Genomic DNA, 398 nt, shown 5'->3' with positions numbered 1-398 from the left:
GCGCGCGCCGCCGCCGTGCTCCTCGCCGCCGGTGAGCGTGCCCGGGAACTGTGCTCCCGCCCCGCCTGGATCCGGGGCATCGACCACCGCATCGAGGCGCACGCGCTCGGCGTGCGCGATCTGACCGACTCGCCCTCCACCCGCCTCGCCGCCGAGAAGGCCGGTGCCTTCGAACGGCCCGTGGACACCGCGGAGCTGCACGCGCCCTTCACCTCCCAGGAGGTCGTCCTGCGCAAGGCGCTCCGGCTCGACGACACCGTGCTCGTCAATCCGTCCGGCGGGGCCCTCGCCGCCCATCCGGTCATGGCCGCCGGCCTGATCCGTATCGGCGAGGCGGCCGCCCGCGTCCACCACGGCGAGTCCGACCGGGCGCTCGCCCACGCCACGTCCGGCCCCTG

At 76.4% G+C, this 398-nt stretch carries 1 pseudogene; it reads left to right on the top strand.

The features are described from left to right. Nucleotides 1-398 (top strand): annotated as a pseudogene (locus ACFW2E_RS46430) (lipid-transfer protein); the annotation flags it as partial.

Source organism: Streptomyces sp. NPDC058964 (genome assembly GCF_042741275.1).
Lineage (GTDB): Bacteria > Actinomycetota > Actinomycetes > Streptomycetales > Streptomycetaceae > Streptomyces.
Note: the sequence above shows the minus strand (reverse complement) of the source record. Positions and strands in the feature narration are given on the sequence as shown.